At 72.1% G+C, this 452-nt stretch carries 1 protein-coding gene; it reads right to left on the bottom strand.

Annotated features, from left to right (window positions below):
• The coding region (locus G3I71_RS47450; protein ID WP_164325151.1) for a family 1 glycosylhydrolase at positions 1-452 on the bottom strand (452 nt) is incomplete at both ends.

Below are 452 nucleotides of genomic sequence, written 5' to 3'. Positions count from 1 at the left end.
TCCGCCTGGAACGCCTGCGTCGCGATCGTCCAGCCCGACCGCACGCCACCGACGCCCGACAGCACCTCCTGCGCGCGGTGGTGGCACTCGAGCAGCGTGTCGGCCACCGCGAGGTCCGGCGCGGGCAGCCCGTACGCGACCAGGTTCGCCGGGTCCTCGCCCCCCGCGATCATCGCCGCGATGTTCGGCTCGTTGATCGTGCAGACCCACTCGACGTCGTCGCCCAGCACGGGCAGCGCCGCCTCGACGTACCGCGCGAACCGGTCCGCCGCGTCGGCGGCCCGCCACATGCCCTCCTGGTAGAACCAGCGCGGCACCGTGAAGTGCATGAGCGTGACCATGGGCGTGACGCCCAGCTCGAACGCCGTCTCCACCATGCGCCGGTAGTGCGCGACCTCGGCGCGGGACACGAAGCCCTTCTCCGGCTCGATGCGCGCCCACTCGATGCTGAA

Source organism: Streptomyces sp. SID12501, from assembly GCF_010550245.1.
Classification (GTDB): domain Bacteria; phylum Actinomycetota; class Actinomycetes; order Streptomycetales; family Streptomycetaceae; genus Streptomyces.
The sequence above is the reverse complement of the archived record's forward strand: the minus strand, read 5'-3'. Positions and strand labels throughout refer to the sequence as shown.